25 protein-coding genes, 6 tRNA genes, 2 other RNA genes and 2 pseudogenes are annotated in these 25,458 nt (G+C 57.4%); 18 read left to right on the forward strand and 17 right to left on the reverse strand.

Features of this window, described 5'->3' with window-relative positions; all coding sequences use genetic code 11:
- The first annotated feature begins 63 nt into the window (after positions 1–63).
- From ACOI7D_RS06625 to ACOI7D_RS06640, 4 genes are all read left to right on the forward strand, one after another.
- On the forward strand, positions 64–489 hold the full coding sequence (locus ACOI7D_RS06625) for a GNAT family acetyltransferase (RefSeq protein WP_002913637.1): 426 nt from the start codon (positions 64–66) through the stop codon (positions 487–489).
- A complete protein-coding gene (locus ACOI7D_RS06630) occupies positions 476–925 on the forward strand; it encodes a DUF2919 domain-containing protein (protein ID WP_109547070.1) in 450 nt (149 codons plus the stop codon). The genes ACOI7D_RS06625 and ACOI7D_RS06630 overlap by 14 nt, the downstream gene beginning before the upstream one ends.
- Positions 926–986: 61 nt before the next feature.
- The gene (locus ACOI7D_RS06635; RefSeq protein ID WP_032453689.1) at positions 987–1,562 is read left to right on the forward strand and encodes an RpoE-regulated lipoprotein; all 576 of its coding nucleotides are present in this window, start codon (positions 987–989) and stop codon (positions 1,560–1,562) included.
- Positions 1,563–1,656: 94 nt separating this feature from the next.
- Positions 1,657–2,556: a Dyp-type peroxidase gene (locus ACOI7D_RS06640; protein WP_048297987.1), complete on the forward strand. Its 900-nt coding sequence runs from the start codon at positions 1,657–1,659 to the stop codon at positions 2,554–2,556.
- Between the two features lie 10 nt (positions 2,557–2,566).
- On the opposite strand, the pseudogene ACOI7D_RS06645 reads toward ACOI7D_RS06640, so the two are convergent.
- Positions 2,567–2,931, reverse strand: a pseudogene (locus ACOI7D_RS06645) (DUF559 domain-containing protein).
- Positions 2,932–3,131: 200 nt separating this feature from the next.
- Here ACOI7D_RS06645 and cysP point away from each other — a divergent pair.
- The 5 genes from cysP to cysM all read left to right on the forward strand — a co-directional run bounded on the left by cysP (position 3,132) and on the right by cysM (position 7,970).
- Positions 3,132–4,148, forward strand: coding sequence for a thiosulfate/sulfate ABC transporter substrate-binding protein CysP (gene cysP, locus ACOI7D_RS06650; protein WP_032444750.1), 1,017 nt, complete (start codon positions 3,132–3,134; stop codon positions 4,146–4,148).
- Positions 4,148–4,981 carry a sulfate/thiosulfate ABC transporter permease CysT gene (gene cysT / locus ACOI7D_RS06655; protein WP_002913626.1) on the forward strand — a complete coding sequence of 278 codons (834 nt, stop codon included), beginning with the start codon at positions 4,148–4,150 and terminating at the stop codon, positions 4,979–4,981. Before cysP ends, cysT begins: the two co-directional genes overlap by 1 nt.
- Positions 4,981–5,856: a sulfate/thiosulfate ABC transporter permease CysW gene (gene cysW / locus ACOI7D_RS06660; protein ID WP_004201990.1), complete on the forward strand. Its 876-nt coding sequence runs from the start codon at positions 4,981–4,983 to the stop codon at positions 5,854–5,856. The genes cysT and cysW overlap by 1 nt, the downstream gene beginning before the upstream one ends.
- A complete protein-coding gene (gene cysA / locus ACOI7D_RS06665) occupies positions 5,846–6,940 on the forward strand; it encodes a sulfate/thiosulfate ABC transporter ATP-binding protein CysA (RefSeq protein WP_004201991.1) in 1,095 nt (364 codons plus the stop codon). The genes cysW and cysA overlap by 11 nt, the downstream gene beginning before the upstream one ends.
- A 118-nt stretch (positions 6,941–7,058) precedes the next feature.
- Positions 7,059–7,970 carry a cysteine synthase CysM gene (cysM, locus tag ACOI7D_RS06670; RefSeq protein ID WP_101881324.1) on the forward strand — a complete coding sequence of 304 codons (912 nt, stop codon included), beginning with the start codon at positions 7,059–7,061 and terminating at the stop codon, positions 7,968–7,970.
- On the opposite strand, the gene ACOI7D_RS06675 is transcribed toward cysM, so the two are convergent.
- Both ACOI7D_RS06675 and ptsJ read right to left on the reverse strand, forming a co-directional pair.
- Positions 7,967–8,362, reverse strand: coding sequence for a YybH family protein (locus tag ACOI7D_RS06675; RefSeq protein WP_023290596.1), 396 nt, complete (start codon positions 8,360–8,362; stop codon positions 7,967–7,969). The two genes, cysM and ACOI7D_RS06675, sit on opposite strands and share 4 nt — an antisense overlap.
- Positions 8,363–8,525: 163 nt before the next feature.
- The gene (ptsJ, locus tag ACOI7D_RS06680; RefSeq protein ID WP_064157295.1) at positions 8,526–9,824 is read right to left on the reverse strand and encodes a transcriptional regulator PtsJ; all 1,299 of its coding nucleotides are present in this window, start codon (positions 9,822–9,824) and stop codon (positions 8,526–8,528) included.
- A gap of 82 nt (positions 9,825–9,906) precedes the next feature.
- Here ptsJ and pdxK point away from each other — a divergent pair, with 82 nt between their 5' ends.
- Positions 9,907–10,773, forward strand: coding sequence for a pyridoxine/pyridoxal/pyridoxamine kinase (pdxK, locus tag ACOI7D_RS06685; protein WP_023290594.1), 867 nt, complete (start codon positions 9,907–9,909; stop codon positions 10,771–10,773).
- Positions 10,770–11,009 (forward strand): hypothetical protein, encoded by a 240-nt coding sequence (locus tag ACOI7D_RS06690; RefSeq protein WP_044524307.1) that lies wholly within the window; start codon positions 10,770–10,772, stop codon positions 11,007–11,009. Before pdxK ends, ACOI7D_RS06690 begins: the two co-directional genes overlap by 4 nt.
- Positions 11,010–11,049: 40 nt before the next feature.
- Here the strand turns inward: ACOI7D_RS06690 and crr are convergent, their stop codons facing one another.
- The 5 genes from crr to cysZ form a co-directional block, all read right to left on the reverse strand.
- A complete protein-coding gene (crr, locus tag ACOI7D_RS06695; RefSeq protein ID WP_000522253.1) occupies positions 11,050–11,559 on the reverse strand; it encodes a PTS glucose transporter subunit IIA in 510 nt (169 codons plus the stop codon).
- 42 nt (positions 11,560–11,601) lie between these two features.
- Positions 11,602–13,329, reverse strand: coding sequence for a phosphoenolpyruvate-protein phosphotransferase PtsI (gene ptsI, locus ACOI7D_RS06700; protein WP_004201998.1), 1,728 nt, complete (start codon positions 13,327–13,329; stop codon positions 11,602–11,604).
- A 44-nt stretch (positions 13,330–13,373) separates the two neighbouring features.
- Positions 13,374–13,631 carry a phosphocarrier protein Hpr gene (gene ptsH / locus ACOI7D_RS06705; RefSeq protein WP_002913505.1) on the reverse strand — a complete coding sequence of 86 codons (258 nt, stop codon included), beginning with the start codon at positions 13,629–13,631 and terminating at the stop codon, positions 13,374–13,376.
- A 380-nt stretch (positions 13,632–14,011) separates the two neighbouring features.
- Positions 14,012–14,983: a cysteine synthase A gene (gene cysK, locus ACOI7D_RS06710; RefSeq protein WP_023290592.1), complete on the reverse strand. Its 972-nt coding sequence runs from the start codon at positions 14,981–14,983 to the stop codon at positions 14,012–14,014.
- A 173-nt stretch (positions 14,984–15,156) separates the two neighbouring features.
- Complete coding sequence (cysZ, locus tag ACOI7D_RS06715) at positions 15,157–15,918, reverse strand: sulfate transporter CysZ (protein WP_109547072.1); 762 nt, start codon at positions 15,916–15,918, stop codon at positions 15,157–15,159.
- A 230-nt stretch (positions 15,919–16,148) separates the two neighbouring features.
- Here cysZ and zipA point away from each other — a divergent pair, with 230 nt between their 5' ends.
- The 3 genes from zipA (at position 16,149) to ACOI7D_RS06730 (ending at position 19,500) form a co-directional block, all read left to right on the forward strand.
- A complete protein-coding gene (zipA, locus tag ACOI7D_RS06720) occupies positions 16,149–17,195 on the forward strand; it encodes a cell division protein ZipA (protein ID WP_023290590.1) in 1,047 nt (348 codons plus the stop codon).
- 69 nt (positions 17,196–17,264) lie between these two features.
- The gene (gene ligA, locus ACOI7D_RS06725) at positions 17,265–19,280 is read left to right on the forward strand and encodes an NAD-dependent DNA ligase LigA (RefSeq protein ID WP_032453683.1); all 2,016 of its coding nucleotides are present in this window, start codon (positions 17,265–17,267) and stop codon (positions 19,278–19,280) included.
- Position 19,281: 1 nt separating this feature from the next.
- Positions 19,282–19,500 (forward strand): DUF3820 family protein, encoded by a 219-nt coding sequence (locus tag ACOI7D_RS06730; RefSeq protein ID WP_004202007.1) that lies wholly within the window; start codon positions 19,282–19,284, stop codon positions 19,498–19,500.
- Here ACOI7D_RS06730 and ACOI7D_RS06735 read toward each other — a convergent pair.
- Positions 19,497–20,495 (reverse strand): bile acid:sodium symporter family protein, encoded by a 999-nt coding sequence (locus tag ACOI7D_RS06735; RefSeq protein ID WP_023290588.1) that lies wholly within the window; start codon positions 20,493–20,495, stop codon positions 19,497–19,499. The two genes, ACOI7D_RS06730 and ACOI7D_RS06735, sit on opposite strands and share 4 nt — an antisense overlap.
- An 88-nt stretch (positions 20,496–20,583) precedes the next feature.
- Between ACOI7D_RS06735 and ACOI7D_RS06740 the strand changes: the two genes are divergently transcribed.
- The gene (locus tag ACOI7D_RS06740) at positions 20,584–21,510 is read left to right on the forward strand and encodes a LysR family transcriptional regulator (protein WP_109547073.1); all 927 of its coding nucleotides are present in this window, start codon (positions 20,584–20,586) and stop codon (positions 21,508–21,510) included.
- 87 nt (positions 21,511–21,597) lie between these two features.
- Here ACOI7D_RS06740 and ACOI7D_RS06745 read toward each other — a convergent pair.
- The 6 genes from ACOI7D_RS06745 to ACOI7D_RS06770 all read right to left on the reverse strand — a co-directional run bounded on the left by ACOI7D_RS06745 (position 21,598) and on the right by ACOI7D_RS06770 (position 22,387).
- Positions 21,598–21,735: non-coding RNA, RtT sRNA (locus ACOI7D_RS06745), on the reverse strand.
- A 95-nt stretch (positions 21,736–21,830) separates the two neighbouring features.
- A non-coding RNA gene (locus ACOI7D_RS06750) (RtT sRNA) lies at positions 21,831–21,966 on the reverse strand.
- Between the two features lie 22 nt (positions 21,967–21,988).
- A tRNA-Lys gene (locus ACOI7D_RS06755) sits at positions 21,989–22,064 on the reverse strand.
- Between the two features lie 4 nt (positions 22,065–22,068).
- Positions 22,069–22,144 (reverse strand) — tRNA-Val (locus ACOI7D_RS06760).
- A 46-nt stretch (positions 22,145–22,190) separates the two neighbouring features.
- Positions 22,191–22,266 (reverse strand) — tRNA-Val (locus ACOI7D_RS06765).
- Between the two features lie 45 nt (positions 22,267–22,311).
- Positions 22,312–22,387: transfer RNA gene (locus tag ACOI7D_RS06770), tRNA-Val, on the reverse strand.
- 259 nt (positions 22,388–22,646) lie between these two features.
- Here ACOI7D_RS06770 and gltX point away from each other — a divergent pair.
- Positions 22,647–24,065, forward strand: coding sequence for a glutamate--tRNA ligase (gltX, locus tag ACOI7D_RS06775; RefSeq protein ID WP_109547074.1), 1,419 nt, complete (start codon positions 22,647–22,649; stop codon positions 24,063–24,065).
- Positions 24,066–24,117: 52 nt separating this feature from the next.
- Here gltX and ACOI7D_RS06780 read toward each other — a convergent pair.
- Together ACOI7D_RS06780 and ACOI7D_RS06785 are read right to left on the reverse strand one after the other, a co-directional pair.
- Positions 24,118–24,508: pseudogene (locus ACOI7D_RS06780) on the reverse strand (MerR family transcriptional regulator).
- A gap of 3 nt (positions 24,509–24,511) precedes the next feature.
- Positions 24,512–24,865: a YfeC-like transcriptional regulator gene (locus ACOI7D_RS06785; RefSeq protein WP_004202017.1), complete on the reverse strand. Its 354-nt coding sequence runs from the start codon at positions 24,863–24,865 to the stop codon at positions 24,512–24,514.
- A 219-nt stretch (positions 24,866–25,084) separates the two neighbouring features.
- On the opposite strand from ACOI7D_RS06785, the gene ACOI7D_RS06790 reads away from it, so the two are divergent.
- Together ACOI7D_RS06790 and ACOI7D_RS06795 are read left to right on the forward strand one after the other, a co-directional pair.
- Positions 25,085–25,160 (forward strand) — tRNA-Ala (locus ACOI7D_RS06790).
- A 41-nt stretch (positions 25,161–25,201) separates the two neighbouring features.
- Positions 25,202–25,277 (forward strand) — tRNA-Ala (locus tag ACOI7D_RS06795).
- Positions 25,278–25,458 lie beyond the last annotated feature (181 nt).

Genomic DNA, 25,458 nt, shown 5'->3' on the forward strand with positions numbered 1-25,458 from the left:
ATTGGCTATCAGTCATATTCGCGCCATAATCACTGTTTTTAACCGTCAATGGTGGGGAATACCATGGAGATTCGCGTTTTTCGCCAGCAGGATTTCGAAGAGGTTGTGACGCTGTGGGAGCGTTGCGATCTGCTGCGTCCCTGGAACGATCCGGAGATGGATATTGAGCGCAAGCTGAATCACGATGTCAGCCTGTTCCTGGTGGCGGAAGTGAACGGCGAAGTCGTCGGTACGGTGATGGGCGGATATGACGGCCATCGCGGGTCGGCCTACTATCTGGGCGTCCATCCTGAATATCGCGGTCGGGGGATCGCGAACGCGCTGCTCAACCGTCTGGAGAAAAAGCTGATTGCTCGCGGCTGCCCGAAAATCAATATTATGGTCCGCGAGGACAACGACGTGGTGCAGGGGATGTACGAGCGGCTGGGCTATGAGTACGCCGATGTTCTGACCCTGGGCAAACGCCTGATTGAAGATGAAGAATACTGAGTTTACCCCCGCCGATTTTGATGCCCATGGCCGTCTGCGTCTGCCTTTCCTTTTCTGGTGCGTGCTGTTGTTACAGGCCCGCACCTGGGTGCTGTTCTTGATGGCCGGCGCGTCGCGTCAGCAGGGCGACGCGATTCTTAATCTGTTCTATCCCGATCACGACCGCTTCTGGCTCGGTCTACTCCCCGGCGTGCCGGCGGTGCTGGCCTTTCTGCTTAGCGGCTATCGTCAGCGCCTGCCGCGCCTGTGGCGGGCGATGCGCTGGCTGCTGGTGTTATCGCAAGTGCTGCTGTTGCTGTGGCAGCCGATGCTATGGCTGAGCGGCGAATCTCCTTCCTCGCTGACCATCGGACTGCTGGCGGCGGATGGGTATGCCCTGTGGTGGCTGGCGACCAGCCGTCGCCTCGGCGCCTGTTTTCGCCAGACCACCTTTTAATGGCACTTTTTGCCGATCGTGAACTCCAACATGCGTTGAATGACTCAGAAAGGATTGTGATATGAAATCGCTACGTGTAATGCTCTGCGCGCTTCCGCTGGCGCTGACCGGCTGCTCAACGATGAGCGCGGTCAACTGGTCGGCGGCCTATCCGTGGAACTGGTTTGGTTCTTCCACCGAGGTGACCGAGCAGGGGGTGGGGAAACTGACGGCGTCCACGCCGCTCAACGAACAGGCCATTAGCGATGCGCTGGGGAGCGACTACCGTTTGCGCAGCGGAATGAAGACCGATAAGGGGAATATCGTCCACTACTTTGAAGCGCTGAAAGACAACAGCGTGGCGCTGACCATCAATGGCGACAACGGCGCCATCAGCCGGATTGACGTCCGCGATGCCGAAATCAAAACCGCCAGCGGTGTGAAAATCGGCACACCGTTCAGCGACCTGTACAGCAAAGCCTTCGGCAACTGCCAGAAAGGCAGCAATGACAATGGCGCGGTCGTCGAGTGTCAGGCCGAGGGGAGCCAGCATATCAGTTACGCCTTCACCGGTCACTGGAGCGGCCCGGAGGAGCTGATGCCCTCCGACGATACGCTGAAAAACTGGAAGGTCAGCAAAATTATCTGGCGTCGCTAAATTGATCTGAAGAGACACGATGGCCCTGAAAAACGGTTACAATGGCGCGTTAGCAACGCGACAGCGTTGTAGTTGCATCATTTCAGGAGGAGCGATGTCTCAGGTTCAGAGCGGCATTTTGCCGGAACATTGCCGCGCGGCGATTTGGATTGAAGCCAATATCAAAGGGGACGTTAACGCCCTGCGCGAAGCGAGCAAAAATTTTGTCGATAACGTGGCCACCTTCCAGGCTAAATTCCCCGACGCTAAACTCGGTGCGGTGGTGGCGTTCGGCAATACCGTCTGGCGTCAGCTGAGCGGCGGCGAAGGGGCGGAGGAGTTAAAAGATTTTCCGGTCTACGGCAAAGGGCTGGCGCCATCCACCCAGTATGACCTGCTGATTCATATTTTATCCGCCCGCCATGAAGTGAACTTCTCGGTGGCGCAGGCCGCGCTGGCCGCCTTTGGCGACGCTATCGAGGTGAAAGAAGAGATCCACGGCTTCCGCTGGGTGGAAGAGCGTGACCTCAGCGGCTTCGTCGACGGCACCGAAAACCCGGCGGGGGAAGAAACCCGTCGTGAAGTGGCGGTGATCAAAGACGGCGTGGATGCGGGCGGCAGCTACGTATTCGTCCAGCGCTGGGAGCATAATCTCAAACAGCTGAACCGCATGAGCGTGCCGGATCAGGAGATGATGATTGGCCGCACCAAGGAAGCCAACGAAGAGATCGATGGCGACGCACGTCCGGTCACGTCTCACCTGAGCCGCGTTGACTTAAAAGAAGATGGCAAAGGGCTGAAAATCGTCCGCCAGAGCCTGCCGTATGGCACTGCCAGCGGTACCCATGGCCTCTATTTTTGCGCCTACTGCGCGCGTCTGTACAACATCGAGCAGCAGCTGCTGAGCATGTTCGGCGATACCGACGGCAAACGCGACGCGATGCTGCGCTTCACCAAACCGGTGACCGGCGGCTATTACTTCGCGCCGTCCCTGGAGCGTATTCAGGCGCTGTAATGCTTTCCCCTCACCCTAACCCTCTCCCTGAGGGAGAGCGCCGGGGTGAGGGGGAGAGTTCCTCGTGCGTGCGCAGGATCACCTGCAGCACGCCGGTTTCGTTCCGGTCATACTCGATATTCCAGAAGCGTAAAACGGTCCAGCCTTGCTGCTTAAGCCATGTTGTGCGCCGGGCATCGTATTCAGTCCGGCTGTCATGCTGGCCGCCGGCGAGCTCAATCACCAGGCAAAATCTTGAATATAGGGTCCGGCGGGATGCTGGCGGCGAAACTTGTAGCTGGCAAAACGGCGATCGCGCAGCTGGTGCCACAGGCGGCGCTCCTGCGGCGTCAGGTGGCGGCGCAACTGCCGGGCGTCATTTGTGCTGTTTTCCATTAACAAAGTGTGCCACGCTGTTCGCTCCTCGTCCGATTTCATCACCTTATTTGCCAGCCGCTTTCAGCTAAGCTTTGCCAGGTGCTTATTCCCTTTTCGACTTCCAAATCGCCAAACGGTATATAAAACCGTTACTCCTTTCGTACCCGTTATAAATATGATGATCATCAGTAAATGATCATTTTTGATAAGGGTGCGCAATGGCCGTTAAATCACTGAAAAAAGGATATCTGGCGCTGGCGGCTTCCATGCTGCTGGTGGCGCAGGCGCAGGCGACGGAGCTGCTGAACAGCTCCTATGATGTCTCCCGCGAGCTGTTTGCCGCCCTTAACCCGCCTTTTGAGCAGCAGTGGGCGAAGGACAATGGCGGGGACAAGCTGACCATCAAGCAGTCGCATGCTGGCTCGTCCAAGCAGGCGCTGGCGATCCTGCAGGGCCTGAAGGCGGACGTGGTGACCTACAACCAGGTGACGGACGTGCAGATCCTGCATGACAAAGGCAACCTGATCCCGGCCGACTGGCAAAGCCGCCTGCCGAACAACAGCTCGCCGTTCTATTCGACGATGGGCTTCCTGGTGCGCAAAGGCAACCCGAAAAACATTCATGACTGGAATGACCTGGTCCGCTCTGACGTTAAGCTGATCTTCCCGAACCCGAAAACCTCGGGCAACGCGCGGTATACCTACCTGGCGGCCTGGGGCGCGGCGGATAAAGCCGACGGCGGCGATAAAGCCAAAACCGAACAGTTTATGACCCAGTTCCTGAAGAACGTCGAAGTCTTCGACACCGGCGGACGCGGGGCGACCACCACATTCGCCGAGCGCGGCCTGGGCGATGTGCTGATCAGCTTCGAGTCGGAAGTGAACAATATTCGCAAGCAGTATGAGGCGCAGGGATTTGAAGTGGTGATCCCGAAAACCAACATTCTGGCGGAGTTCCCGGTGGCCTGGGTGGATAAAAACGTCAAAGCCAACGGCACGGAAAAGGCGGCGAAGGCCTACCTGAACTGGCTCTACAGTCCGCAGGCGCAGACCATCATTACCGACTACTACTATCGGGTAAACAACCCGAAAGTGATGGATTCGCTGAAGGATAAATTCCCGCAGACCGAACTGTTCCGCGTGGAGGACAAGTTTGGCTCCTGGCCTGAGGTGATGAAAACCCACTTCGCCAGCGGCGGCGAACTGGACAAACTGCTGGCGGCGGGGCGTAAGTAATGTTTGCTGTGTCGTCCAAGCGCGTGCTGCCGGGCTTTACCCTGAGCCTTGGCACCAGCCTGCTGTTTGTCTGTCTGATTCTGTTATTACCGCTCAGCGCGCTGGTGATGCAGCTGGCGCAGATGAGCTGGGCGCAGTACTGGGATGTGATCACCAACCCGCAGGTGGTGGCGGCCTATAAGGTGACGCTGCTGTCGGCGTTCGTGGCCTCGATTTTTAACGGCGTCTTCGGCCTGCTGATGGCGTGGATCCTTACCCGCTATCGTTTTCCGGGCCGCACGCTGCTGGATGCCTTAATGGATCTGCCGTTTGCGCTGCCGACGGCGGTGGCCGGCCTGACCCTGGCTTCGCTGTTTTCGGTTAACGGCATTTACGGGGAATGGCTGGCGAAGTTCGATATTAAAGTGACCTATACCTGGCTCGGTATCGCCGTGGCGATGGCGTTCACCAGCATCCCCTTCGTGGTACGTACCGTGCAGCCGGTGCTGGAAGAGCTGGGACCGGAATATGAAGAAGCAGCGGAAACGCTGGGCGCTACGCGCTGGCAGAGCTTCCGCAAGGTGGTGCTGCCGGAGCTGTCGCCAGCGCTGCTGGCGGGCATTGCCCTGTCGTTTACCCGCAGCCTCGGCGAATTTGGCGCGGTGATTTTTATCGCCGGCAACATCGCGTGGAAGACGGAAGTGACGTCGCTGATGATCTTTATTCGACTGCAGGAGTTTGACTATCCGGCGGCGAGCGCCATCGCCTCGGTGATCCTGGCCGCCTCACTGCTGCTGCTGTTTTCCATCAATACCCTGCAGAGTCGCTTTGGTCGACGCGTGGTAGGTCACTAATGGCGGAAGTTACTCAATTGAAACGCTACGACGCGCCCCGCATCAACTGGGGAAAATGGTTTCTGATTGGCGTCGGGATGCTGGTTTCCGCCTTCATCCTCGTGGTGCCGATGCTTTACATCTTTATCCAGGCCTTCAGCAAAGGGTTAATGCCGGTGCTGGAAAACCTGGCCAATCCGGACATGCTCCACGCCATCTGGCTGACGGTGATGATCGCCTTGATTACCGTGCCGGTGAACCTGGTGTTCGGGACCTTGCTGGCCTGGCTGGTCACGCGCTTTACGTTCCCGGGACGCCAGCTGCTATTGACGATGCTGGATATCCCGTTCGCTGTCTCGCCGGTGGTAGCCGGTCTGGTTTATCTGCTGTTCTACGGCTCTAACGGTCCGCTGGGCGGCTGGCTTGATGCGCATAACCTGCAAATCATGTTCGCCTGGCCGGGCATGGTGCTGGCGACGATCTTTGTCACCTGTCCGTTTGTGGTGCGTGAGCTGGTGCCGGTGATGATGAGTCAGGGCAGTCATGAAGATGAGGCGGCGGTTTTGCTGGGCGCTTCCGGCTGGCAGATGTTCCGCCGGGTGACGCTGCCCAATATTCGCTGGGCGCTGCTGTACGGCGTGGTGTTGACCAACGCCCGCGCCATCGGCGAATTCGGCGCGGTGTCGGTGGTCTCCGGTTCGATCCGCGGAGAAACGCTGTCGCTGCCGCTGCAAATTGAATTACTGGAGCAGGATTACAACACCGTCGGCTCGTTTACCGCCGCGGCCCTGCTGACGTTAATGGCTATTCTGACCCTGTTTTTAAAGAGTATGTTGCAATGGCGTCTGGCCAATCAGGAAAAACGCGCGCAACAGGAGGGAAATCATGAGCATTGAGATTGCCAATATTAAGAAATCGTTTGGTCGCACCCAGGTGCTGAATGATATCTCGCTGGATATCCCTTCCGGACAAATGGTTGCGCTGCTGGGGCCTTCCGGCTCCGGGAAAACGACTCTACTGCGGATTATCGCCGGGCTGGAGCATCAGACCAGCGGTCATATCCGTTTCCACGGTACCGACGTCAGCCGGATGCACGCCCGCGACCGTAAAGTGGGCTTCGTCTTCCAGCACTATGCGCTGTTCCGCCATATGACGGTGTTCGATAACATCGCCTTTGGCTTGACCGTGCTGCCGCGCCGCGAACGACCCAACGCCGCGGCGATTAAAGCCAAAGTGACCAAACTGCTGGAGATGGTGCAACTGGCTCACCTGGCGGATCGCTATCCGGCGCAGCTGTCCGGTGGTCAGAAACAGCGCGTGGCGCTGGCGCGCGCCCTGGCGGTAGAGCCGCAAATTCTGCTGCTGGATGAACCTTTCGGCGCGCTGGATGCGCAGGTGCGTAAAGAGCTGCGCCGCTGGCTGCGTCAGCTGCATGAAGAGCTGAAATTTACCAGCGTGTTCGTCACCCACGATCAGGAAGAGGCGATGGAAGTTGCCGACCGGGTGGTGGTGATGAGCCAGGGCAACATCGAACAGGCCGATGCGCCTGAACGCGTGTGGCGTGAGCCGTCGACCCGCTTCGTGCTGGAGTTCATGGGGGAAGTGAATCGCCTGCAGGGGGTTATCCGCGGCGGACAGTTCCACGTTGGCGCTCACCGCTGGCCGTTAGGCTATACCCCGGCATACCAAGGGCCGGTGGATCTGTTCCTGCGTCCGTGGGAAGTGGACATCAGCCGCCGAACCAGCCTGGATTCGCCGCTGCCGGTGCAGGTCCTGGAGGCCAGCCCGAAAGGTCACTACACCCAATTAGTCGTCCAGCCTCTGGGGTGGTATGACGAACCGCTGAGCGTGGTGTTAACGGGCGATGAGGCGCCGTCCCGCGGCGAACGACTGTTCGTCGGGCTGCAAAACGCGCGCCTGTACAACGGTACCGAGCGTATCGAGCCGCGCGGCGAGCTTGCTCTGGCGCAGTCGGCCTGATAGCTTAAATCCATGTGCTTTTGCCGGGTGACGCTGTGCTTACCCGGTCTGGAATTATCACGCGTCTGGTAGGCCGGGTAAGCGAAGCGCCGCCCGGCTTTTTTATTGAGTAAAAATCGTGAATACACTCGAACACACCATCGGCAATACCCCTCTGGTCAGGCTTCAGCGTCTGGAGCCGGACAATGGCAGCGAAATCTGGGTCAAACTTGAAGGCAATAATCCAGCCGGTTCGGTGAAAGATCGCGCTGCGCTGTCGATGATCGTTGAAGCGGAAAAGCGGGGCGAAATTCAGCCCGGCGACGTGCTAATTGAAGCGACCAGCGGCAACACCGGTATCGCGCTGGCGATGATCGCCGCGCTGAAAGGCTACCGGATGAAGCTGCTGATGCCCGACAACATGAGCCAGGAGCGCCGGGCCGCGATGCGCGCCTATGGCGCCGAGCTGATCCTGGTCACCAAAGAGCAGGGGATGGAGGGGGCTCGCGACCTGGCCCTGGAGATGGCTCAGCGCGGGGAGGGCAAACTGCTCGATCAGTTCAACAACCCGGACAACCCCTACGCCCACTACACTACCACCGGGCCGGAAATCTGGCAGCAGACCGAGGGGCGTATCACCCACTTTGTCTCCAGTATGGGGACCACCGGTACCATTACCGGCGTGTCACGTTTTCTGCGCGAACAGAGTAAACCGGTGACCATTGTCGGCCTGCAGCCGGAGGAGGGCAGCAGTATTCCCGGGATACGCCGCTGGCCGGCAGAGTATATGCCGGGGATCTTTAACGCTTCGCTGGTGGATGCGGTGCTGGATATTCATCAGCAGGATGCCGAGAACACCATGCGTCAGCTGGCGGTACAGGAAGGCATTTTCTGCGGCGTCAGCTCTGGCGGCGCGGTAGCCGGGGCGTTACGTATCGCTCGCGAAAACCCAGGCGCGGTGGTGGTGGCGATCGTCTGCGATCGCGGCGATCGCTACCTCTCCACCGGCGTGTTCGGCGAGGAACACTTTAGCCAGGGGGCGGGTATTTAATCATCGAGCAGGTCGGTGCCGTAGGAGTTATCGACGGTGCACAGCCAGCGCTCGCCCTGCTTCTGAAAGACATAGGTTGCGCGTCGCGTAACCTGTGTTATCCCCTGTGCCGTCGGGATATCCAGCCGGGTCTCCATAATCACCAGCGCATTGCCGCCGCCCTCGATGACCTCCATTTTCCCCTGAGTCACGATCAGCCGGTGCTGGAAATAGTCGGCAATGGCGATAAACGCTTTGCGGATATTCTCTTTCCCTCTGACCACCATGCCCGGTTTGACGACCAGCGCGGCGTCTTCCGCGTAATAGCCCATCAGGGTATCGTAATCTTCCTGCGAGATAGCGCGGTCGCAGGCCTCAATGACTGTTTTTAGCGTCAGGTCAATGTGATGCATCTCTGGTGCTCCTTATTGTGAGCGATTTATCAGCCACCGAGAGCGTTGTATCCGTCTCGACGTTCCGGTCATGCAGGTAAGACTACGCCTGTTTTCGTTTAATTTTTCAGTAACTTGTCGACAGCTGCCATCCCTCCCCGATGCGTTCGGCGCACTGCCTGCGTCAGGGGGCGTCTAACACCTGGGCTATATCGGCCGCCAGGCGGGCAATCTCAGCGTCGCTCAGGCGGCCCAGCGACAGGCGTAGCCCGTGGGAGGGCGTACGGATGCCAAACACCTCCCCCTCGCGGACCAGCCAGCCGGCCCGGGCCAGGCGTAAGGCGTAGGGTTGGCTCGCCGTTGGTAGCGGCAGCCAGAAATTGAGGCCATCGCCAGGCGCAGCATGACTGTCGCCGTGCCGGGCCAGCGCTGCCGCCAGTTTCTCATTCTGTTGCCGATAGTGACGGCGGGTCTCCGTCATCGAGGCGATAAACGCCTTATCGGTGAGACAGGCCAGCGTCAGATCCTGCAGCAGATGGCTGACCCACTGGCTGCCGGCGTTAAGCCGCAGACGCAGCGCGGAGGAGGTGTCGACATCGCTGGCGATAAAAGCCAGCCGCAGGTCTGGCCCGAGGGTTTTTGACATCGAACGCACCACCGCCCAGCGTTGGGTGCTCGCTGGCAGAGGAGAAAACCAGGGCGTGGCCGACAGCAGGGCAAAATGGTCATCGACGATCGCCAGCACCTGCGGATAGCGGGCCAGCACCTCCCGCAGGGCATGCGCCCGGGTTTCCGTCAGGCTACAGCCGGTAGGATTGTGCGCGCGCGGGGTCAAGATCACCGCCCGCGCACCGTTGCGTAACGCCTCCTCCAGCCCGTCTGGATCCATCCCCTCGGCATCCACCGCCACCGGGCAGGGGGTAAAGCCAGCGTAACGCACCATATTGATGCTGCTGAGAAAACAGGGATCTTCAACCACCACGCCGTCGCCGGGGAGCAGCAAGGCGCACAGCAGACGCTCCAGCGCGTCAATCGCCCCGCTGGCGAGATTCAGGGCAAAGGGAACGGTTATCTCCCTGGCAAACCATGCCTCAGCCCATTCTCCTAGCCGCGGCTCGATGGGGGCATCGCCATACAGGCGGGGCGTGCGGGCAATTTGGCCCAGATAGCGTGGTAAATCAGGCAGCCTGGCGGGGTCTGGATTGCCGCTGGAAAGATCGTTCAGCGGCGTCGTGGGGTCACCGCCTTCCAGCGCCGGCAGCGGATCCCGTGCTTTGATAGCTGTGCCGTTCCGTCCCTGGCTGACGGCCAGCCCGGAGGTGACCAGCCGTTTATAGGCGGCGGCGACGGTATTGCGATTCACCGCAAGCTGGCTGGCGAGCTCGCGGACCGGCGGCAGAACCTCTCCGGGCTGCAAGCCACCGCTCTGCACCAGATGGCGGATATGATCGAAGATATCGCTGGCGGTTTTTCCGGCAAACATTATTGACCTATGACAAAATGAAATTTAGCATAGGACGAATCATAATCAGAGCGTGACCCGCTGTCCAGCGGGGGGAGAAAAGATGGGCCAGCAAGATGACATACAATCAGTGCTCTTTCACGACAAAAGCCGGGCGTCGGAAGTCGATATCGTCGCCGTGCAGTCGCAGGTAGTCTACGGCAGCGTCGGCAACAGCATCGCGGTACCGGCGATTAAACAGCACGGTCTGCGCGTGCTGGCGGTGCCGACGGTGCTGTTCAGCAATACGCCCCATTATGAGACGTTCTATGGCGGCATTATCCCGGAGGAGTGGTTTGTCGGGTACCTGCAGGCGCTGGAGGAGCGCGACGCGTTGCGCGAACTGCGTGCGGTGACCACCGGTTATATGGGCAACGCCGTGCAAATTGAACGTCTGGCGCAGTGGCTGACGCGGGTCCGCGACCGCCATCCCGATCTCTGTATTCTGGTGGATCCGGTGATTGGCGATGTCGACAGCGGTATCTACGTCAAGGCCGAGATCCCGGACGCCTATCGTCAGCACCTGCTGCCGCTAGCGCAAGGCATCACCCCTAATCTGTTTGAGCTGGAGACGCTGAGCGGCCAGCGCTGTCGCAATCAGCCGGAGGCGGTCGCCGCGGCGCGTAGCCTGCTGTCGGACAGCCTCAAATGGGTGGTGATCACCAGCGCGCCGGGAGAGGCTGATTCGACGATCAATGTGCTGGTGGTGACGGCCGATGCGGTGGAGGTGGTGGTTCACCCGCGGGTGGAGACGGATTTAAAGGGTACCGGCGATCTGTTCTGCGCCGAGCTGGTGAGCGGGTTGCTTTCCGGCCTGGCGCTGGGTGCTGCGACGGAGGCAGCCGCCCAGCGCGTGCTGGAGGTGATGAACTGGACTGCCGCGCAGGGATGTGACGAACTGATCCTGCCTCCGCTGGAGAAACAGAGATGAAAAGCTATCGATTAGTAATCCGTCAGCAGGGACGCATTGTTGGTCATTTTGATACTTCAGGGGAGGCGGCGCTGGAGGATGCCTGCGTGGCGCGGTCGCTGTTCGGCCTGGCCGGTGGATATCAGTGTGAACTGCTGGTCTCTGACAGCGAGCGGCGAATTCTGGAGAGCACTCCGGAAGGATTGCGTATCTTATCCCGCGAAAAATGCTATCAGCCGGTGACCCACGCGATATAAAAAAATGGCGCCTTTCGGCGCCATTTTTATGCAGCAGATATTACTTCTTGATGCGGATTACCGGGGTTTCACCCACGGTCACGCTACCGGACAGTTTGATCAGCTCTTTGATCTCGTCCATATTGGAGATAACCACCGGAGTCAGGGTCGACTTGGCTTTCTCTTCCAGCAGCGGCAGATCGAATTCGATAACCGGGTCGCCGACTTTCACGCGCTGGCCTTCTTCAGCGATACGCTTGAAGCCTTCGCCTTTCAGTTCAACGGTATCAATACCGAAGTGAACGAACAGCTCGATGCCGCTATCAGATTCAATAGAGAACGCATGGTTGGTTTCGAAAATTTTACCAATGGTACCGTCTACCGGCGCGACCATTTTGTTGCCGGTCGGTTTGATGGCAATCCCATCGCCCACAATTTTTTCCGCAAAAACCACATCCGGCACGTCTTCAATGTTGACGATCTCACCGGAGAGGGGAGCAACAATCTCAATAGTTCCGGTGTCTTTCTTGTCATCAGAAACCAGAGATTTCAATTTATCAAACAAACCCATGATCTTCTCCTAAGCAGTAATTTGGGCCGCGCATCTCGTGGATTAGCAGATTGTTTTTTCTTCAATGAACTTGTTAACCAGCGTCATTAACTCGTCCGTTGTCGGTTGAGCAAGAGCCTGCTCTGCTAATACTTTCGCATCTTCGAAGTTCGTGTTACGAATAATCTTCTTGATGCGCGGGATGGAAATGGCGCTCATAGAGAATTCGTCCAGCCCCATACCCAGCAACAGAAGTGTAGCACGTTCATCGCCCGCAAGCTCACCGCACATGCCAGTCCATTTACCTTCAGCGTGAGAAGCATCAATAACTTGCTTAATCAGATTCAGTACAGACGGTGACATCGGCTGGTAAAGATGTGAAATCATATCATTACCACGGTCAACTGCCAGAGTATATTGCGTTAAATCATTGGTGCCGATACTAAAGAAATCAACTTCTTTGGCCAGATGACGAGCAATGGTCGCCGCAGCCGGTGTTTCCACCATCACGCCGATCTCAATGGATTCGTCAAATGCTTTACCTTCGTCACGCAGTTCCTGTTTGTAGATTTCGATCTCTTTCTTCAGCGCACGCACTTCTTCAACAGAGATGATCATCGGGAACATAATGCGCAGCTTACCGAAAGCGGAGGCACGCAGAATGGCGCGAACCTGATCGCGGAGGATCTCTTTACGATCCATCGCGATACGCACAGCACGCCAGCCGAGGAACGGGTTCTCTTCTTTCGGGAAGTTCATGTACGGCAGCTCTTTGTCGCCGCCGATGTCCATGGTACGCACGATAACGGCCTGAGAGCCACAGGCTTCAGCCACCGCTTTATAAGCCGCAAACTGCTCTTCTTCGGTTGGCAGCGCGTCGCGATCCATGAACAGGAATTCAGTACGATACAGGCCTACGCCTTCGGCGCCGTTGCGCTCAGCACCTTCGACGTCGCGAACGGTACCGATGTTGGCGCACACTTCAACCTGATGGCCGTCGAGAGTAATCGCCGGCAGATCTTTCAGTTTCGCCAGTTCGGCTTTTTCTTCCGCAACCTGAGCCTGCAGATTACGCAGCGCTTCAATTTGCTCGTTGGACGGGTTGATCAGAACCTGGTTGTTCACCGCGTCGAGAATCAGATAGTCGCCGTTTTTCACCTGCGCCGTGATGCTGCCGGTGCCCACGATGGCCGGCAGTTCGAGGGAACGCGCCATGATGGAGGTGTGGGAGGTACGGCCGCCCGCGTCGGTGATGAAACCCAGCACTTTTTTCAGGTTCAGCTGTGCGGTTTCTGACGGGGTCAGATCGGCGGCGACGAGGATGACTTCATCCTGAATCGCGCTCAGATCGATGATGGCCAGACCAAGGATGTTGCGCAGCAGGCGCTTACCGATATCACGTACGTCAGCCGCACGTTCTTTCAGGTATTCATCGTCCAGCTCTTCCAGGGCAGTGGCCTGACCGTCGATAACTTCATTGGCTGCCGCGTCGGCAGTCATATGCTTATCTTTAATCAGGGCTATGATTTCCTGCTCAAGCTCCTCATCTTCCAGCAGCATAATATGCCCTTCGAAGATGGCTTCTTTTTCTTCACCGAAAGTTTCACCAGCTTTGGTTTTGATGACCTCCAGCTGGGCGGAGGCCTTGGCGCGGCCGCTCAGGAAACGTTCGACTTCCTGATCAACCTTATCGGCAGAAATTTTCTTCCGGTCGATGACAATTTCATCTTCCTTCAGCAGCAGTGCTTTGCCGAAGGCGATACCCGGGGATGCTAAAATGCCTGAAATCATAACCCTACCTTACTTGTGACTGATATGAAAAAGAACCCGTGAACTTACTCGAGTTCAGCCATCAGTTTAACCAGATGCTCAACCGCTTTCTGTTCATCTTCGCCTTCCGCGGAGAGGGTTACTACGGTGCCCTGGGTCAGGCCCAGAGTCTGCAGTTTGAACAGGCTTTTGGCGCTGGCGCTTTTGCCGTTGGAGGTTACAGTGATCTCAGAAGTGAAGCCTTTAGCTTCTTTAACAAACTGAGCAGCAGGGCGGGTGTGCAGACCGTTCGGAGCGGTAATGGTAACTTCTTGCTGGAACATTATATTTCCCCAACTTATAGGTTTAGTGTTGTGGACCTAAAGTCTAGTCTAACGACTCGACTTTAGCCTGTATTGTTAGCGCCGGCGTTACGTTTCCGGCCTTGGCGTCGGCAGCGCCTGGCGCTGCGAAGACCTGCGGGCCATTGACGTCTAGCACGTCATTAAACATTATGCCGCGAAAGGAAGACTTGAACCAAATCATAAAATCGATTCAGCTGGCGGAAATCCTCTTCTGAATAATTTCGCGCATCAAAATAAATGTGCTGGTTAAATACCAGACCCTACGAGGTGAATCAATGCCAGGAGGGGTAAAACTTTGACGTATGCCACAAAAAAGCACCTGAAAAGGTGCTTTTTTACACATTATTTACAAGCTGGCACTACTGTTGCAGTTCTTTCTCGGTGAAGAGATCGGCAAACAGCGCGGTGCTTAAATAACGCTCACCCGAGGAAGGCAGGATAACCACAATATTCTTATTGGTAAAGGCTTCATCTTCCTGCAGCTTCAACGCCGCGGCAACGGCGGCCCCGGAAGAGATACCCGCGAGGATGCCTTCTTCTTCCATCAGGCGGCGTGCCGTGGAGATCGCTTCATCATTGGTGATACCGATCACTTTGTCCACCAGCTTCAGATCCAGGTTACCAGGAATGAAGCCGGCGCCGATGCCCTGAATTTTGTGCGGGCCCGGCTTGAGCTCTTCACCCGCCAGCGCCTGGGAGATAACCGGCGAATCGGTCGGTTCAACCGCGACAGTGAACAGATCTTTTTTGCCCTTGGTGTTTTTAATGTAGCGGCTGACGCCGGTCAGCGTACCGCCGGTACCTACGCCGGAGATGAAAACATCCACCTGACCGTCGGTGTCTTCCCAGATTTCCGGGCCGGTGGTCTTTTCGTGGATTTCCGGGTTAGCCGGGTTGCTGAACTGCTGCAGCAACAGGAATTTTTCCGGGTTGCTGGCGACAATCTCTTCCGCTTTCTGAATGGCGCCTTTCATGCCTTTGGCGCCTTCGGTCAGCACCAGGTTGGCGCCCAGCGCTTTCAGAAGCTTACGACGCTCGATGCTCATGGTTTCCGGCATGGTTAGCGTTAGCTTGTAGCCGCGAGCCGCCGCCACGTAGGCGAGGGCGATACCGGTGTTGCCGCTGGTCGGTTCGACCAGTTCCACGCCCGGTTTCAGCACGCCGCGCTTTTCAGCATCCCAGATCATATTGGCGCCGATACGGCATTTTACGCTAAAGCTCGGGTTACGAGATTCTACCTTTGCCAGGATACGGCCGTTACCAATGCGGTTCAGTCGTACCAGCGGCGTATGACCGATAGTCAGGGAGTTGTCTTCAAAAATCTTACTCATGGCCCGTCCTTAACTGTATGAAATTTGGGGGTACGGCATCAGCATACCCGCTTAAAGAATATGCGGAAGTAAGGATTTAGCATATCTATATGCGGAAGGGAAATAATGATGATCAAGAAGGAATAAGTGAGATATAAGGAGCGGCTTTCGCCGCTCCAGGGGAAGTGCTGCTGTTACTTCCAGCTGGCGTGTCTGTCGCGATAGCAATCGACCCACATGGCGGTGGCGCCGCAGATAGCCACCGGGAGGATCACCAGGTTTAACACCGGGATCATGGTGAACAGGCTGGTGAGCGCGCCAAACTGCATATTCATCACCTTGCGGCTGCGCAGCGCTTCGCGCATGGTCCTGAAGGGGACCTTGTGGTTATCGAAGGGGTAATCGCAGTATTGAATCGCCAGCATCCATGCGCTGAACAGGAACCAGAGTACCGGGGCCACCGTCTGGCCAACGCCGGGTATAAAGTAGAGCAGCAACAGTACGATGGCGCGGGGCAGGTACCAGGCCAGCTTCTGCCACTCACGCTTCATGATGCGCGGAATATCCTTCATGATGCCAAAGACGCCGACGTCCGGCGGGGTGGCGCCCGTCAGACGCGCTTCCAGCTGTTCCGCCAGCAGGCCGCTGAACGGGGCGGCAATCCAGTTGGCAATAGTAGAAAAGAAATAGCCAAACACCAGCAGGATCGACAGCACCACCACCGGCCACAGCAGGTAATTTAGCCACTGCAGCCAGTCAGGCACATGGCTCATCAGCGAAGGGATCCAGCTGTCGAGACGGGTAAACAGCCACCAGAAAGCACCGCCCAACAGCAGCACGTTAACCAGTAAAGGCAGGAAGACATAACGACGTATGCCCGGCAGCCTGATGAGTTTCCAGCCCTGCGAAAAGTAGTATACGCCGCTACGCGGGGTCGGTGCGGATGATGAAACCATAGCCAGGCATTGCTCCTTTTTGAACATCCAGTGTGAATGCTCGCTTATTTTATCGGGTCGTCAGACAATAACCAGTTAGGAAATGTTCGAAAAAACAGCAAAAAGCACGATTTAGTTCATCTTTATGTGGTGAAAGCGACCGACGCACTTGCACTTGAGGTAATCGGCAAATACTCTTAGTGAGTAAATGTTTGCCGTGGTGGCAAGGTGTTAGAACAACAGAGAATATAATGATGCAGGATTTGCGTCTGATATTAATCATTGTTGGCGCGATCGCCATAATCGCTTTACTGGTACATGGTTTCTGGACCAGCCGTAAAGAACGTTCTTCGATGTTTCGCGATCGCCCACTGAAACGTATGAAGTCGCGCGACGATGAGTCGGAAAACGACGACTTTGATGATAATGTTGAAGGCGTAGGTGAAGTCCGCGTTCATCCGGTGACTCACGCTCCGCACGGCGCGCATGGGGAGCATGAAGCCCCTCGTCAGGCGCCGCAGCACCAGTACCAGCCGCCTTACGAGCGCCAGATGCAGCAGCCTGTGCGTCCTGAGGAACCGGTTCGTCAGGCGCCGCCGCGCCAGGCCCCGGCACAACCGCAGGGACAACCGTCTGCGCCGCATGCGGCTCCGCAGCCTGGCTGGCAACAGCCGCAACCCGCGCAGCCGCAACACCAGCCGCAACCTGCTGTGCAACAGCCTGTCGCGCCGCAGCCGGTGACCCCGACCGTCGCCCAGCCGCAGCCGGCCGCTCCGCAGCAGCCTGCGCCACAGCCTGTTGCCGCGCCGCAGCCCGCGGTTGCTGAACCGCAGCCGACAGAGCCGCAGCAGCCTGCAGCGCCCCAGCCGAAAGAGCGTAAAGAGACGGTCATCGTGATGAACGTTGCCGCGCACCATGGCGCGCAGCTTAACGGCGAGGTGCTTATCAATAGCATCCAGCAGGCCGGGTTCAAGTTTGGTGAAATGAATATTTTCCACCGCCATCTGAGCCCGGACGGCAGCGGCCCGGTACTGTTCAGCCTGGCCAACATGGTGAAGCCGGGGACCTTCAATCCGGACAGCATGGCGGATATGATGACCCCTGGGGTGACTATCTTTATGCAGGTCCCTTCCTACGGTGATGAACTGCAGAACTTCAAGCTGATGCTGCAGTCTGCGCAGTATATCGCCGATGAAGTGGGCGGCGTGGTGCTTGACGATCAGCGTCGCATGATGACGCCGCAAAAACTGCGTGAATACCAGGATCGTATTCGCGAAGTGAAAGACGCGAACGCCTGACGTCGCGCGTTATCTCAACTCCTTCTCAACCCCCGCCTGTCGGGGGTTTTTTATCATTGATGGTGTGATATGGAACCGATCGAACAACAACTGACTGAACTGCGAACCACGCTTCGCCATCATGAATACCTGTACCACGTTATGGACGCACCGGAAGTGCCCGATGCGGAGTATGACCGGCTGATGCGCGAGCTGCGCGAGCTGGAGAGCCAGCATCCGGAGCTGATTACCCCGGATTCACCGACTCAGCGCGTGGGGGCGGCGCCGCTGACCGCCTTCAGCCAGATCCGCCATGAAGTGCCGATGCTGTCGCTGGACAACGTGTTTGACGAAGAGAGCTTTCTGGCCTTCAACAAGCGGGTGCAGGATCGCCTGAAAAGCACTGACCCGCTCATCTACTGCTGCGAGCTGAAGCTCGACGGCCTCGCGGTGAGCATTCTCTACGAAAACGGCGTGCTGGTGCAGGCGGCGACCCGCGGCGACGGCACCACCGGCGAGGACATTACCTCTAACGTGCGAACCATCCGCACCATCCCGCTCAGGCTGCATGGCGATAATATTCCCGCACGCCTGGAGGTGCGCGGGGAAGTGTTCCTCCCGCAGGCCGGGTTCGAAAAAATCAATGAAGAAGCTCGACGCACCGGCGGAAAAGTGTTTGCTAACCCGCGCAATGCGGCGGCGGGCTCGTTGCGCCAGCTGGACCCGCGCATCACCGCGAAGCGACCGCTTACTTTCTTCTGCTACGGCGTTGGGGTGCTGGAGGGCGGTGAGCTGCCGGCCAGCCACTCGGCCCGTTTACAGCAGTTTAAAGCATGGGGATTACCGGTGAGCGATCGCGTCACCCTATGTCATACCCCCGAGGAAGTGCTCACTTACTATCGTAAAGTCGAGGAAGATCGTCCCCATCTGGGCTTTGACATTGATGGCGTGGTGATCAAAGTCGATTCGCTGGCGCTGCAGGAGCAGTTAGGTTTCGTGGCCCGCGCGCCGCGCTGGGCCGTGGCCTTTAAGTTCCCCGCCCAGGAGCAGATGACTTTCGTCCGGGACGTGGAGTTCCAGGTGGGCCGCACCGGGGCGATTACGCCGGTGGCGCGCCTGGAGCCGGTCCATGTCGCCGGCGTGCTGGTGAGTAATGCCACGTTGCATAATGCCGATGAGATCGAACGCTTAGGCTTGAAAATCGGCGACAAAGTGGTGATTCGCCGGGCAGGCGACGTGATCCCTCAGGTGGTCAACGTGGTGCTTTCCGAACGCCCGGCAGATGCCCGGGATGTTGAATTCCCGACCCACTGCCCGGTCTGTCAGTCCGACGTTGAGCGAGTGGAAGGCGAGGCGGTAGCCCGCTGTACCGGCGGCCTTATCTGCGGCGCGCAGCGTAAAGAGTCGCTCAAGCACTTTGTCTCCCGTCGCGCGCTGGACGTTGACGGCATGGGCGACAAGATCATCGACCAGCTGGTGGAGAAAGAGTACGTCCATACCCCGGCGGATCTGTTCCGGCTGACCGCAGGGAAACTGACCGGGCTGGATCGGATGGGGCCGAAGTCCGCGCAAAACGTGGTCAACGCTCTCGAGAAAGCCAAAGAGACAACCTTTGCACGTTTCCTCTACGCCTTAGGCATTCGCGAGGTAGGGGAAGCGACGGCGGCGGGCCTGGCGGCGCATTTCGGCACCCTCGAGGCCCTGGAGCAGGCTTCCATTGAGGAGCTGCAGAAGGTCCCTGATGTCGGCATTGTGGTCGCCACCCATACCTTCAACTTCTTTGCCGAAGAGAGCAACCGCGATGTCATCGCGCAGCTGCTGGCGGAAGGGGTTCACTGGCCGGCGCCGGTGGTGGTGAAGGCGGAAGAGATTGACAGCCCGTTTGCAGGCAAAACCGTCGTCCTGACCGGCAGCCTCAGTCAGCTGTCGCGGGATGACGCCAAAGCGCGTCTGGTGGCGCTGGGGGCGAAGGTGGCGGGCAGCGTATCGAAGAAGACCGATCTGGTGATTGCTGGCGAAGCGGCGGGTTCTAAGCTGGCGAAAGCGCAGGAGCTCGGCATCGAGGTGATTGACGAAGCCGAAATGATGCGTCTGCTGGGAGAATAACGTGGATAAAGCGCAGCTGGTGGAGATCGCCAATACTGAGATGCCGTTCGGTAAATACAAGGGGCGTCGTTTAATCGATGTCCCGGAGGAGTATTTATTGTGGTTCGCGCGCAAGGATCAATTCCCTGCCGGCCATCTCGGCGAGCTGATGGCGCTGACCCTGCTGATTAAAAGCGAGGGGCTGAGCGATCTGGTCCAGCCCCTGAAGAAAGCGCGTTAAGCTTTGGCGGCGTTGGCCTTTTCCTGAGCGAGACGCGCATCGGTTTGCTGTTTATAGCGCCGCGCCAGCACCGCGCAGACCATCAGCTGGATTTGATGGAAGATCATCAGCGGCAGCACCATGATGCCGAGGATGGAGGTCGGAAAGAGAATATTGGCCATCGGGATGCCGTTGGCCAGGCTCTTTTTCGAACCGCAGAAGACGATGGTAATTTCATCGGCTTTGTTAAAGCCGCAGCGGCGGGCGACGAACACATTGACCGCGATGACGATGGCCAGCAGCACCAGGCTGACCACCACGATAAACAGCAGCGATCCCAGACCCACTTTATGCCAGATGCCGTTCACCACCGCCTCGCTAAAGGCGGAGTAAACCACCAGCAGAATCGAGGTCTGGTCGGTCTTACCAATCCACTTCTTATGCTTCGCCACCCAGTTGCCGATCCACGGCCGCGATAAATGGCCGAGCACGAAAGGCAACAGCAGCTGCAACATGATCTTTCCGACCTGCTCGAGGCTACCGCCTGCGCCATGAAGGTTCATCAGGGCACCCACCAGCAGCGGTGAAACAAAGATGCCCAACAGGCTGGAGGCCGAGGCTGAGCAGACCGCCGCCGCGACGTTGCCTCCGGCCAGCGAGGTGAAGGCGATGGCGGATTGCACGGTGGCCGGCAGAATGCACAAATAAATAAAGCCGCTGTAGAGCATCGGATCGACCTTCACCGGCGCCCACCAGGCAAACAGGACCCCCAGCACCGGGAAGAGAATAAAGGTGCTGCACATCACCCAGAGATGCAAACGCCAGTGGCTGCCGCCGGCGATAATTGCCTCACGGGAGAGTTTGGCGCCGTGCATAAAGAACAGCAGGGCGATGGCGGCGGTGGTCAGGTGTTCAAAGAAGGGGACGAAAGCGCCCCGGGCCGGGAAGAATGAGGCCAACAGGACAACGGTGACCAGGGTTGCCGTAAACGGATCGAGAATGCGGAAAAGTTTCATAAACGCTCCTGAAAAGAGATGCGTTATTGTGCTTTTTTTGATTTGAGAAATAAAATTGATTTATTGCATCTATTCATGAATAAAAAAGATGAATTACTCTCTGCGTCAGTTAAAAGTATTTGTTACCGTCGCCCGCGCCAGGAGCTTTAGCCGGGCGGGGGAGATGATTGGCTTAAGCCAGTCGGCCGTCAGCCACAGCGTCAAGGAGCTGGAGCATCAGACCGGGGTCCGTCTCCTCGACCGTACCACCCGGGAGGTGGTCCTCACCGAGGCGGGTCAGCAGCTGGCAGGCAGGCTGGAGCGCTTGCTCGATGAGCTGGCGGTGACGCTGCGCGATGCCGGTCGGGTAGGCCAGCAGCTGAGCGGCACCGTCAAGGTTGCCGCCAGTCAGACGATTTCCGCCCACCTTATTCCCCAGTGTATTGCCCACAGCAATCGTCGCTATCCTGATATCGATTTCGTCCTGCACGACCGGCCCCAGCAGTGGGTGCTGGAGAGTATTCGCCAGGGGGAAGTGGATTTCGGCATTGTGATTGACCCTGGCCCGGCGGCGGACCTGCAATGTGAAGTGGTCCTGGCGGAACCTTTTTTGCTGCTCTGCCGGGAGGATCATCCTTTTGCCAGCCTGACTGAAGTGCCATGGCAGGCGCTACAGAATGAGAGACTGATCCTGCAGGACTATGCCTCCGGCAGCCGTCCGCTGATTGATGCGGCTCTCAGCAGGCTGGCTGTGCGGGCGAACATTGTGCAGGAGATTGGCCATCCGGCAACGCTGTTTCCGATGGTGGAGTCGGGAATTGGCATCAGCGTACTGCCGGCGCTGGCGCTGCCGTTACCGCAGGGAAACCATCTGGCCGTGAAGCGACTCACTCCGATAATGGAGCGGCAGCTGATGCTGGCATGCCGGAAAAATCGCTCGCTGTCGACCGCCGCCCAGGCGTTATGGGAAATCGTGCGAGAAGAAGGGGAGAATCTCACCGCTGCCAGGGTTGAAGATCCGCTGTATCAGCGTTGATAGCGGTTTATCGCCACGGGGAGGCTCGTGGCCAGAGCGTGAGTTCCGCGCATAGCAAAAAGGCGCCTTTAGGGCGCCTTTTTACATTGGTGGGTCGTGCAGGATGACTCGGCTTCACCTCGCCCTTCGGGTCGTCGCCGCAAGCGGCTCCGTTGTCTCACTGCGTTCGACCCGAACCTGCTGCAGAGACACTCGTCTCATCCTGAGACTCGCCCTACGGGCCAACGCCGCCGCGTTGTTCAAAATTGTTCCCGACAATTTTGTCGAATCGTTGAGTTCCGCGCATAGCAAAAAGGCGCCTTTAGGGCGCCTTTTTACATTGGTGGGTCGTGCAGGATGACTCGGCTTCGCCTCGCCCTTCGGGCCGTCGCCGCAAGCGGCTCCGTTGTCTCACTGCGTTCGACCCGAACCTGCTGCAGGTTCGAATCGTTGAGTTCCGCGCATAGCAAAAAGGCGCCTTTAGGGCGCCTTTTTACATTGGTGGGTCGTGCAGGATTCGAACCTGCGACCAATTGATTAAAAGTCAACTGCTCTACCAACTGAGCTAACGACCCGAAGTGGTGGGTGATGACGGGATCGAACCGCCGACCCCCTCCTTGTAAGGGAGGTGCTCTCCCAGCTGAGCTAATCACCCACTTCGGTACTTCACATTTTGACAGAAAATCCAGCTGGCGAGAAAGTGGTGGGTGATGACGGGATCGAACCGCCGACCCCCTCCTTGTAAGGGAGGTGCTCTCCCAGCTGAGCTAATCACCCACTTCTCAATTTTCTGTTCTACACGGCGGAGACTACGTTAAGTAGTGGTGGGTGATGACGGGATCGAACCGCCGACCCCCTCCTTGTAAGGGAGGTGCTCTCCCAGCTGAGCTAATCACCCCCGCTGTGTGGAGTCGCATTATAGGGAGAGTTGAAAATGAGTCAACGCCTTTTCTAAAGAATTCGTTCGTTCGTCGTAAAATTAAACAAAGCGATCGCAAAAGCGGCGTCATAGCATGATTTATAAACAAAAACGGCAAACCACGACGTTCCGACGGGAACAACATTGAGGAATCAGCCCACGGTGTTAGAATATTGACCCATAATTTCCACCGGACATTGCCGGCTATCGGCATCTTTATTAAACGTAAGGCCAATTCATGAAAATCAAAACTCGCTTCGCGCCAAGCCCAACCGGCTATCTGCACGTTGGCGGTGCGCGTACTGCTCTCTATTCCTGGCTTTTTGCCCGTAACCACGGCGGTGAGTTTGTACTGCGTATTGAAGACACCGATCTCGAACGCTCCACCCCGGAAGCAATTGAAGCCATCATGGATGGCATGAACTGGCTGAATCTGCAATGGGACGAAGGTCCCTATTACCAGACTAAACGTTTCGATCGTTATAACAACGTGATCGATGAGATGCTGGAAGCCGGTACCGCTTATAAATGCTATTGCTCAAAAGAGCGTCTGGAAGCGTTGCGCGAAGAGCAAATGGCGAACGGTGAGAAGCCGCGTTACGATGGACGCTGCCGCCATAGCCACGAGCATCATGCCGACGATGAGCCGTGCGTGGTGCGTTTCGCCAACCCGCAGGAAGGGTCGGTTATTTTTGACGATCAGATCCGCGGACCTATCGAGTTCAGCAACCAGGAGCTGGACGATCTGATCATTCGCCGTACCGATGGTTCCCCGACCTACAACTTCTGCGTCGTAGTGGATGACTGGGACATGGCGATCACCCACGTGATCCGTGGTGAAGATCATATCAACAACACGCCGCGCCAGATCAACATCCTTAAAGCGCTGAATGCGCCGGTGCCGGTATACGCGCACGTATCGATGATCAACGGCGACGATGGCAAGAAACTCTCCAAACGCCACGGGGCGGTCAGCGTGATGCAGTATCGCGACGATGGCTACCTGCCGGAAGCGCTGCTGAACTATCTGGTGCGTCTGGGCTGGTCCCATGGCGATCAGGAGATCTTCACCCGCGAAGAGATGATCGAGTTCTTCTCGCTGGGGGCGGTCAGCAAATCCGCGAGTGCGTTCAACACCGACAAGCTGCTGTGGCTGAACCATCATTACATCAATACGCTGCCGGCGGAGTATGTGGCGACGCATCTGCAGTGGCATATTGAGCAGGAAAATATCGATACCCGCAACGGCCCGCAGCTGGCCGAGTTGGTGAAGCTGCTGGGCGAGCGTTGCAAAACGCTGAAAGAGATTGCCCAGAGCTGCCGCTACTTCTATGAAGAGTTCGCTGAATTCGACGCCGACGCGGCGAAGAAACATCTGCGTCCGGTAGCGCGTCAGCCGCTGGAAGTCGTCCGCGACAAGCTGGCGGCGATTAGCGACTGGACGGCGGAAAACGTCCACCACGCGATTCAGGCGACCGCTGATGAGCTGGAAGTGGGCATGGGTAAAGTCGGTATGCCGCTGCGCGTGGCCGTTACCGGTGCAGGGCAGTCTCCTGCGCTTGACGTTACCGTCCATGCAATCGGCAAGTCCCGTAGCGTAGAGCGTATCAATAAAGCGCTGGCTTTTATCGCTGATCGCGAAGGCCAGGCGTCCTGACGGGGACCTGGATGATAAAACGGCAGGATATCCCTGCCGTTTTTTTTGTCTGTTACGCCGGGCTGGCGATGCCGAGGCGGGCAAGAAAACCGCTAATCCCTTCCCGGGCCAGCAGGTCGCGGAGCTGCAGCTGTTCTGCCGGAGTCATCAGTTGCAGGGTTTCTGTGATTTGCCGCCAGATCGCGTCCGCTTCATTGACCAGGTAAGCGCCTGGCGATTCCGCGAGATGATTGTCGCTAAACAGATGGCGTCTGGCGGGAATGTTCGTCAGAAACTCGCGCACCGGTTGGTCGATGACCACCAGCCGCGCTCGGCCTCCTTTGACGCCGGGTATCGTTTCCGTGCGCCATTTCTTCTCACGAACCCAGCGATTGATCGTTTGTCTCGCCAGCCCCAGGCAGTCGGCAAGCTCCGGGCGTCATTTTATCTTTTAGTTTCATCATGGTTTACCGATCGCGGATCCCTAACCGAAGCAGTAACCCGGTGATCCCCTCGCGTAACAGCAGCGACATAAGCTGCTTCTGCTCGCTGGGAGTGAGTTCTTTACAGAGGGTCAGCAGCAGCGATTCCAGATCGCTGTCGTGGGGAGAATAGGTGCCGGGCGTCTCCGCCACGCGCTGGGCGCTGCGGATAAACTCCCTGACTTGCTCATTGACATGGACCAGGCGCGCCTTACCGCCCTGGACGCCAGGCCGCGGAGAGGTCTGCCAGCCTTCTTTCCGCACCCACTTATTGATAGTTTGCCGGCTGTAGCCGGTCAGATGGGCTATTTCTTCAGGTGTCATTCGTTCCTTGAGCATACTATTTCCTGAGTAAATGTATGGGAATTAGCTGTCCATGTTATAGCATCCTTTTACTGGAAAAGGTGACCTGCTTAACTTCTGGCTGCGATAAGGCTCGCAATCTCAGCAGGTTGCCTGCTTTTTCAGCGATTGAATCGAGAAGGATAATTTTGCCGTTGACACCTGAGCGAGGAATTCATATTATGCCGCCCGTCAACACGACACGCTTTACGTTACGGGGCTATAGCTCAGCTGGGAGAGCGCTTGCATGGCATGCAAGAGGTCAGCGGTTCGATCCCGCTTAGCTCCACCAAATTCTGCACCCAGCGGATTTGGTTCGTAAAGAGGTCATGTGGGGCTATAGCTCAGCTGGGAGAGCGCTTGCATGGCATGCAAGAGGTCAGCGGTTCGATCCCGCTTAGCTCCACCAAAATTCAGAACCCTCGCTTCGGCGGGGGTTTTTTTTATCTATTTTCATGTAAAGCACTTTCTGGTTACGTCAGTTAATCTCCAGCTATTAAAATCGAAAGTAATTTCAGACTTTTTCCTGATAATTCACCTTGCTTGCCCTAAATAAGCAACATAACATTTCCCCCATTAAGCGTAATGAG

Origin of the sequence: Klebsiella sp. C360 (assembly GCF_048822415.1) — a bacterium.
GTDB lineage: Bacteria > Pseudomonadota > Gammaproteobacteria > Enterobacterales > Enterobacteriaceae > Klebsiella > Klebsiella quasipneumoniae.